The 7,751-nt window shown below is 32.8% G+C and carries 5 protein-coding genes and 1 rRNA gene; 2 read left to right on the forward strand and 4 right to left on the reverse strand.

Features of this window, described 5'->3' with window-relative positions:
- Positions 1-56 precede the first annotated feature (56 nt).
- The gene (locus FN795_RS21220; protein WP_142452489.1) at positions 57-674 is read left to right on the forward strand and encodes an isochorismatase family cysteine hydrolase; all 618 of its coding nucleotides are present in this window, start codon (positions 57-59) and stop codon (positions 672-674) included.
- A gap of 14 nt (positions 675-688) precedes the next feature.
- On the opposite strand, the gene FN795_RS21225 is transcribed toward FN795_RS21220, so the two are convergent.
- Positions 689-1,870 (reverse strand): MFS transporter, encoded by a 1,182-nt coding sequence (locus FN795_RS21225; RefSeq protein WP_142452490.1) that lies wholly within the window; start codon positions 1,868-1,870, stop codon positions 689-691.
- Positions 1,871-2,021: 151 nt separating this feature from the next.
- On the opposite strand from FN795_RS21225, the gene FN795_RS21230 reads away from it, so the two are divergent.
- Positions 2,022-2,534, forward strand: coding sequence for a GNAT family N-acetyltransferase (locus tag FN795_RS21230; RefSeq protein ID WP_142452491.1), 513 nt, complete (start codon positions 2,022-2,024; stop codon positions 2,532-2,534).
- A gap of 44 nt (positions 2,535-2,578) precedes the next feature.
- Here the strand turns inward: FN795_RS21230 and FN795_RS21235 are convergent, their stop codons facing one another.
- The 3 genes from FN795_RS21235 to rrf all read right to left on the reverse strand — a co-directional run.
- A complete protein-coding gene (locus FN795_RS21235) occupies positions 2,579-3,187 on the reverse strand; it encodes a DNA-3-methyladenine glycosylase (RefSeq protein WP_142452492.1) in 609 nt (202 codons plus the stop codon).
- Positions 3,188-3,571: 384 nt separating this feature from the next.
- On the reverse strand, positions 3,572-6,262 hold the full coding sequence (locus tag FN795_RS21240) for a glycoside hydrolase family 2 TIM barrel-domain containing protein (protein WP_142452493.1): 2,691 nt from the start codon (positions 6,260-6,262) through the stop codon (positions 3,572-3,574).
- A 1,403-nt stretch (positions 6,263-7,665) separates the two neighbouring features.
- Positions 7,666-7,751, reverse strand: a 5S ribosomal RNA gene (gene rrf, locus FN795_RS21245); the annotation flags it as partial.

Genomic DNA, 7,751 nt, shown 5'->3' on the forward strand with positions numbered 1-7,751 from the left:
TTTCTGTAAAATTATTCTAATCGCAAGCTATTTAATTATTACTTAATACTAAAGTCATGAGTTTATATCAACTTCAAAAAACTGCCCTAATACTAATTGATCCGTTCAATGATTTCCTTTCCGAAGGAGGAAAATTATATCCTGTAACTAAAGAAACTGTTGAAGGAAACAAAGTCGTTGAAAACATTAAAAAACTTTTAACTGCTGCAAGGGAGAAAAAAATCCAGATTGTTTATGCACCGCATCGACATACTCAAAAAAATGACTATTTGAATTGGAAATTTATGGCACCATCTCATTTAGGAAGCAAAGGCATCACTCTATTTGAGAAAAACTCATGGGGAGCTGAATTTCATCCTGACTTAATAATGCAAGAAGGTGATCTTTTAGCGCAAAACCATTGGACCGCCAGTGGTTTTGCAAATACTGATTTGGATTTTCTTTTGCGTCAGCATAATATTGAGCAAATCGTTCTTGTTGGAATGAGAGCCAATACCTGTATTGATTCTACAGCCCGATATGGTGTCGAATTAGGATATCATGTAACCTTAATTAAAGATGGAATAGGTGCATTTAATTGGGAAGAGATAAAAGCAACAGTTGAAACAAACTTTCCAAATTATGGACACGTTCTTTCATCAACGGAAGAATTTATTGCTAATATCAACAATTAAAACAGTTGTATTTCTTAAATACTGCTTTGTAATTTCTTTTTTCTTTTCCAATACAATAAATAAAGAATCCCCATGGAAATGGCCAAAATATCAAATTTCATAATCTGCGGGATGCGCATGATATGATCATTATAGTAGCTTCCGCCCAAAAGAGCACCGCATCCTATTCCCATTTCCATTGAAATATACATAGTAGCAACTGCTTTTCCTCGATGCTCCGGACTGCTTAAATCGATTGTCCATGCGCTAATTGCAGGCGACAAAATTCCTGTACCTGCTCCGTAGATTCCTGCACCTACAAGCAATAATTGTATATCTCTTCCTTCACTTATAACAAAAAGAGCCACTACTACAATAAACAAACCTGCTAATATAACTTTTGGGCGACCATATTTGTCGGAAACTTTTCCAGCTACAAATCGGACTAAAACTGAAGTTATGGTAAATGCTGTAAAAAAAAGCCCTTTATTCTGAGCACCTAAATGACTGCTCCAATCTGGAATTAAAGTAAGTATAAGCCCAAAAGCGGTATAAGAAAAAAATGTTACAACTCCTGCAGGCAATGCTTTTCTGTCTATAATATCTTGTCGGCTAAGAAGGAACATTGATTTATGGAGTTTTTCTTTCTTCGCCAGCGTTTCTTTCATATTCATTACGATAATGATAGATAAAAACGCAAGCAATGATGAACAATAAAACATGAAATTAATTCCAAATTCATTTGATATCAAGCTTCCTACTGCAGGCCCAAGCGCACCACCAATACTAAAACATAAACCATGTATTCCCAATGCCTCTCCCCATCTCTTTTGCGGAATAATATCGGCAACGTATGCAGAAGTTGCAGTTGGTTTAAATCCGGTTGAAAAACCATGCACTAAACGCAGCAAAAGAAATCCTGATACAGAACTTAAAACTGGATAAAGAAAACCACAAACTACACAAACTGACGAACCAATTGCCATAACCGGTACACGACCCCATTTATCAGTTAATTTTCCGCTAAACGGACGTGAAATTCCTGCGGTTAAAGTAAACAGGGAAATAATTAAACCTTTGTATTCGGCACCTCCCATACTGCTTAAATAGTTTGGAAGCTCGGGAATCATCATATTAAAACTGGATGAAAACAGCAACGAACTCATGCAGAGTAAAATAAACTGAACTGTATAAATTGATTTTTCCTTCGGAGGCATTATGAGGGTATTAAATATTGCTCAAAGATAAAATCTTATTCTGAAATACTAAAAATTGCTCGCAAATCATCTAAAAGTTTAAAATTGAAAATGAACCTTATTTTTTCAATTTTATTCTAATTTTGCATTTCCCAACTTAAAAAAAAGACAATTGATTACATTTAAAAAATGCGAAGAAACCAATCTCGATTTATTGCATCAAATCGCATTACAATCTTATAATGAAACCTACCAATACCTTTGGATGGATGGAGGCGCTTGGTATTTAGATAAATTTTATAAAAAAGAAATTTTCAAAGAAGAGCTTTCTGATTCTTCTATTTTTTATTTTTTAATTTATGATGAAGAAAATCCAATTGGTTATTTTAAGCTGAAAGAAAGTCCGATCGAACACTATTCTGCAAAAGAATGTATGGAACTGGACAAATTATATCTTTTGAAAAAATACACAGGAAAAGGAATTGGGAAAACAGTAATGAATTTTATCATCTCTTTTTCTAAAGAAAAAAATCGTTCTGTACTTTGGCTGAAAGTAATGGAAAGCAGTGATGCCAAGTTTCTTTATGAAAAAGCTGGTTTCAAACAAACCGACAAATACGAATTAGATTATCCTCAATTTATAAAAGAATATGCTTTTATTTTAACGATGATTCTAAAACTCTAAATGAAGATGGCCGCTGCTAAAGCGTCATTTTTTATTTAAACCTTTTAGCAATTTTTATTAGGCTTACTAACATATTTGTTGCCTTTTACAAAAAACCTCCATGGCAAAAGAGCATGTTCTTCTGCGTATGCGATACCAACACGAGGCACAGCAGCAATTACATCTTCGTTATATTTAATATTCTGATCTTCAATCCAGATTTCTTCGCCTCCTAAATCTTTCTTATTAAAAGACAAATTAATTCCCAAAGCCTTTGCAACAGAACCGGGACCAGATGAAATTGCAGGTTTCGTAACTGACATATTTCTTCTGCGCTCCATAATTTCTGAACCAATTAAAGGCTCAACCGCACGTATTAAAATCGCATGAGGATCATCTTTGACCGAAGTCACAATATTAAACATGCTATGAATACCATAGCATAAATAAACATAAGAAACGCCACCATCGCTGTACATAATTTCGGTTCTATTTGTACGTCGATTGCCATAAGCGTGTGAAGCTTTATCCATTATACCAAAATAAGCCTCTGTTTCTACAATAACGCCTGCTGTTATTTCTCCTTCAATTTGAGTAAAAAGTACTTTTCCTAAAAGATCTTTAGCCAAAAAAAGTACATCTTGATTACGGTAATAGGAATATTGTAGTTTCAAAAGAATGCTTTTTTATAATATTGATGACATTCAAATATACATTATAATCCTCTCGCTATTTTTCTTTCCCAAAAAACATTTTTACTCAAGGCAACAGACTTCCACCAACTGGCCTTCCTGATCCGCCTCCCGCATCAATTGAGCAAAGAACTTTAATATTGTTAGGCTCCTCAATTTTGGCTCTATCAATCGTAGGAACTGTGCAATTAAAGAAATACGACTATATTGAAATTTGGGAGGAGCGCTATGACGGAACAGAAAATATTTCAACGATTTCTCTAAATTTAACTGCCCGATAATGAAATAAAAAAGTGCTGGCGTTTATATCGTCAGCACTTTTTATTCTTTTTTTAAATAACTAATTGATCTAATGGTGAAATCAACTTAGAAAATTCTTTTTAGTTCAATTCCGTTTAGGATGGTTTTACCCGTTTTTTGTTTGAAATCAACCTGAATTCCTTTACCATCTTTGACGTAAATTGTTGTTTTCATGTCAACAGCTTTTTCAGGCTCTAAGTAATTATTATTCCCGAAATTTTCCAGAAATAATTGTCCGTTTACTAAAACATCAAAAACTCTAAAGGCTTTTTCTTCCTTCTGACTTTTCTCTGCTAAATTATATGCCAACGCCTCTCTTGTATTTCCCGAAAGAAACTCAGCAAAATAAAGTGTCAATTCATATTTTCCGTCTGGAACATCAAAATTAAAGGCTTCAATTCCTTCTCGTTGCGTTTGATAAATCGGATCATTTTCAGTTCCTTTTATCAATTTATTTGTTCCGTATGGAATTTGAGGATTTCCAGGCATTTTATACGCTTGACCTCCAACATAACCCCAACTTCCTTTTGTGTATGTTTGTTCTGGAAGCCAGTTTTGCTGTGTCAATTCTTCAGTAAATTGTCTTTGATCTCCCAAACTGATTCTTATATTTTCAAAAGGATATTTTGTGCTGCTTAAATTTGGAGCATAAAGTGTGAAATGAATTGAAGCAAAATCTTTTACACTTTCATTTGAAGTTGAAAAAGCTTCTACTATATTGTTTCCATTTTTGAACGGAACGTTAAAAATAGTCGATCCTTCTTTTGTTTTCTGGCTTCCTAAATTTTGTCCGTTAACTTTTAAAGTGATTTCATTTTCATTTGAAAAAACTTCCAAATCCTGATAAAAAACCGATTCGTTTTCTGAAGTCAAAACTCCGGAACGATTCGTCCAGCTTTTTGATCCAATGCTTACAACTGGCTTTTTCAGTAATCTTGCCTGATAAAAGTAATACGCATCTTTCGGAATTCTGTCCCAGGAAATTATGCCTTTATTATTCATGTGTGGCCAACTTTCGGCTCTTCCTTCTGAATTGAATTCGACTAAATTCCAAATAGTTCCGCCGGCAACATAATCCAGATTTTCAATGGCATTCAAATAATGTTTGTGATACAACATTGCATAATCCATCGTTTTATCAAACTTTTTCGGATTATCTGATCGCATTCTTCTATCAGCATCGGCGCCAAATTCTGTAATTACCATAGGTTTGTCTGGTAATACTCGATGGTGGTTTTCAAGAAACTTTTCTAAACCGCCAAATTCGCCATTGTACCAACCGTGATATAAATTCCATCCGACAATCATTGGGATTTTTGTCAATCCAACCGAATTGTACAAATCAAAAGCGCCATGATTTGGCAACATTGTATAACGTGTTGGATCTTCTTCTCTTGTCACATTTTCAAGCTTTTGAGCCAATGTTGCAACGTTTTTGTAATAATTCTGTCTTTCTACCGATTTATCATCATATCTTGGGCGAAGCAAAATTTCATTCATATAAGCCCAAACAATTACACTTGGATGATTGAAACTTTGACGAATCATTTCGCGTTGCATTTCGATGCTATTTTCTTCAAAAACTTTAGTTTCTGTAATTCGGTTTACTTCAGGAGTTTCTACCATTGCCAAAATCCCAATTCTGTCACAAGCTTCTAAAACCGATGGATCTTGTGGATAATGTGCTACACGAACAAAATTTCCGCCCATCTCTTTTATCAGCTGCATGTCTTTTTCGGCTAAAATATCCGGCAACGCATTAGCCAAATCTTTATAATCCTGATGACGGTTTGCCCCGATTAATTTAGCTGGTTTTCCATTTAAGAAAAATCCTTTGTCAGCAGTAAACGAAAACCATCTAAAACCAACTGGTGCAGAAAATAAATCTAATTGCTCTTTTGTTTTTTTATCTAAAACAACCGTAACCACTTTATACAAATAAGGTTCATCTGGCGACCATAATTTTGGATTTTGAACCGCTTTTGAAAGCTGTAAAAATTCAGTTTTTGAATTTGATTTCAGTTTCAAACTAGAACTTAAAGTAGCAACCTCTAAATTATTTTTATCGAATAATTTAGAAATAACAATTACTTCTTTTGAAGATTTAGAATTATTTTCGATATTTCCTTTAACCTGAAATTTAGCTGATGTGGCTGAAACATCTGGAGTAGTGACAAATACACCATCAGAACCACGGTTTGTCATATCAAAATGCACTTCGTTTGAAGCAATCAAATATAAGTCACGATAAATTCCTCCGTAAAAAGTAAAATCGGCATCAAGCGGCGGAATATCGTCGTTATAACTATTGTCAACTTTTATTACAATTTGGTTTCCTTTTTCAGGATTTTCAAACTGAAGAAATTCATTTATCGGAAAACTGAATGCCGTGTAACCACCAATATGCGAACCAACTTTTTTTCCGTTAATAAAAACTTCTGTAGTTTGATTTGCACCTTCAAAATAAAGATAAACCGATTTGTTTTTCCACTGCGGATTTACATAAACAGTTTTCTTATACCATCCTTCACCGCGGTAATATCCCCATTGATCATCCATAACGTCAAATTTGTTCCAACTGTGCGGCAAATTGACATCTTCCCAAATTGTAGTTTTTGTATTTTCTAAATCGGCTTGGTTTAATTTTCCTTTGTAAAACTGCCAATTGGAATTTATAGACTGTTTCATTTTTTCCTGACTGAATCCAGCCAAGAAACAAAATACAGTGGTGAGCAGTAAAATCTTTTTTTGAATCATTCGTATTAGTTTTGTGGTTTTACCAATCTGCAGTCAAATAATCCTACGGTTGTATTCTAAGGATTAGCTGCAAACTGAATTGTAATTTGGTTTTCATTTTTTAATAAAGCCATAGGAATCGTATATGTCTCATCATAAAACGAATTTGGTTTCTTAGCTTTTAAAAATTCTTTCGCAATTTCGACATTATTTACTAAAATCCTAAGGATTCTTTTTTTTCGCCATAGCTCCTAAAATATGAACAAATCAAATTATCTTTTGAACAGGTTTTTATATTCATTATAAAACTAAAATAAACACCATTGTGTGCGTCACTTCTGCATATTTTGAAATTCACCCATAAAAGTATTTTTTACTTCAACCGATGATTTTTATCAGGCTGTATTTTGCCAATTCTCAAATAATCTAAATTTATTGCTTTAAGTATTTCTTTTTCAGAATTTTATTTTTCAAAAACTTCTACACGAGTTTTCCATTAGACAGTACGAAATTTATCCCAAGAAATCATATATAGATTAATCAATAATATTATTTAAAGACATAAAAAAAGTTTTTTTGAGTATTTTATAAAACAAATTTTAACTTGTTTTAATCATTTGGAGGAATCGAATTCTTAAGCACAATGTCATTTCGACAGAACTTGATTTTCTCTCACTTTCATAGCTATTATAGCTAATTCCTCAACCAAAATTACTGATTTTAAAAACTTTACAACTTTATTTTGATCATCAAAATAGTTTATTATGAAGCTGTATTGACAGTGTATAACCAATAACATCAACTATTTTAAGTTTATCAGAAATCACAAAATAACTTTTTGAAGTTAGATTAAAAATAGCTCTTTTCTTATTATTTTATCGAGGAGTTTAAAGAATTACTTGCTTTCTAAAAATCAGAAGCTTAAAAAGTTGAATCACTTTAGGAAAACTTAATATTACAGATTTGGCTCAAAATACTTACATCCTTTTTAATCAAGTAATAAGCAATAAAAAAGATATGCAATTTGATTTAAGTTCGGATATAAAGCATGCCATAAAATACAGTAAAAATACATTGTTATTGCTTAAACAATCCAACTAATTGAGTGATGTACTAATTCTTGAATTAACGGTTTAGAGCTCTTCAGAAAAAATAAAAACAGATTTACTGTCAAATCATATTCCGATTGTTTTACTAATTGCAAAGTATAACCTAAACTCTAAATTGAAATGCATTAGCTTGAATTGATGCTTATATTAGCAAGTCTTTCTATACAATATTTAAAAGCTTTTGCTGTAAATTTAATAGAAAACCATAAAAAAAGATTAATTTTTATTCAAGTTATCCTCTGTCAATTTAAGATCCCTCCAAAAGGTTTATAAACAAAAAAATCCCCATCAAATGAATGATGAGGATTCTCAAAAGAAAGGCGACGACATACTCTCCCACATAATTGCAGTACCATCTGCGCAGGCGGGCTTAACTTCTCTGTTCGGGATGGGAAGAGGTG

This window comes from Flavobacterium resistens, assembly GCF_900182645.1.
In the GTDB taxonomy this organism is placed as follows: Bacteria; Bacteroidota; Bacteroidia; order Flavobacteriales; family Flavobacteriaceae; genus Flavobacterium; species Flavobacterium resistens.

Coding starts and splice junctions, on each gene's coding strand:
- FN795_RS21240 (WP_142452493.1), bottom strand. CDS start 6,262: ATGATTCAAAAAAAGATTTTACTGCTCACCACTGTATTTTGTTTCTTG.
- FN795_RS21225 (WP_142452490.1), bottom strand. CDS start 1,870: ATGCCTCCGAAGGAAAAATCAATTTATACAGTTCAGTTTATTTTACTC.
- FN795_RS21220 (WP_142452489.1), top strand. CDS start 57: ATGAGTTTATATCAACTTCAAAAAACTGCCCTAATACTAATTGATCCG.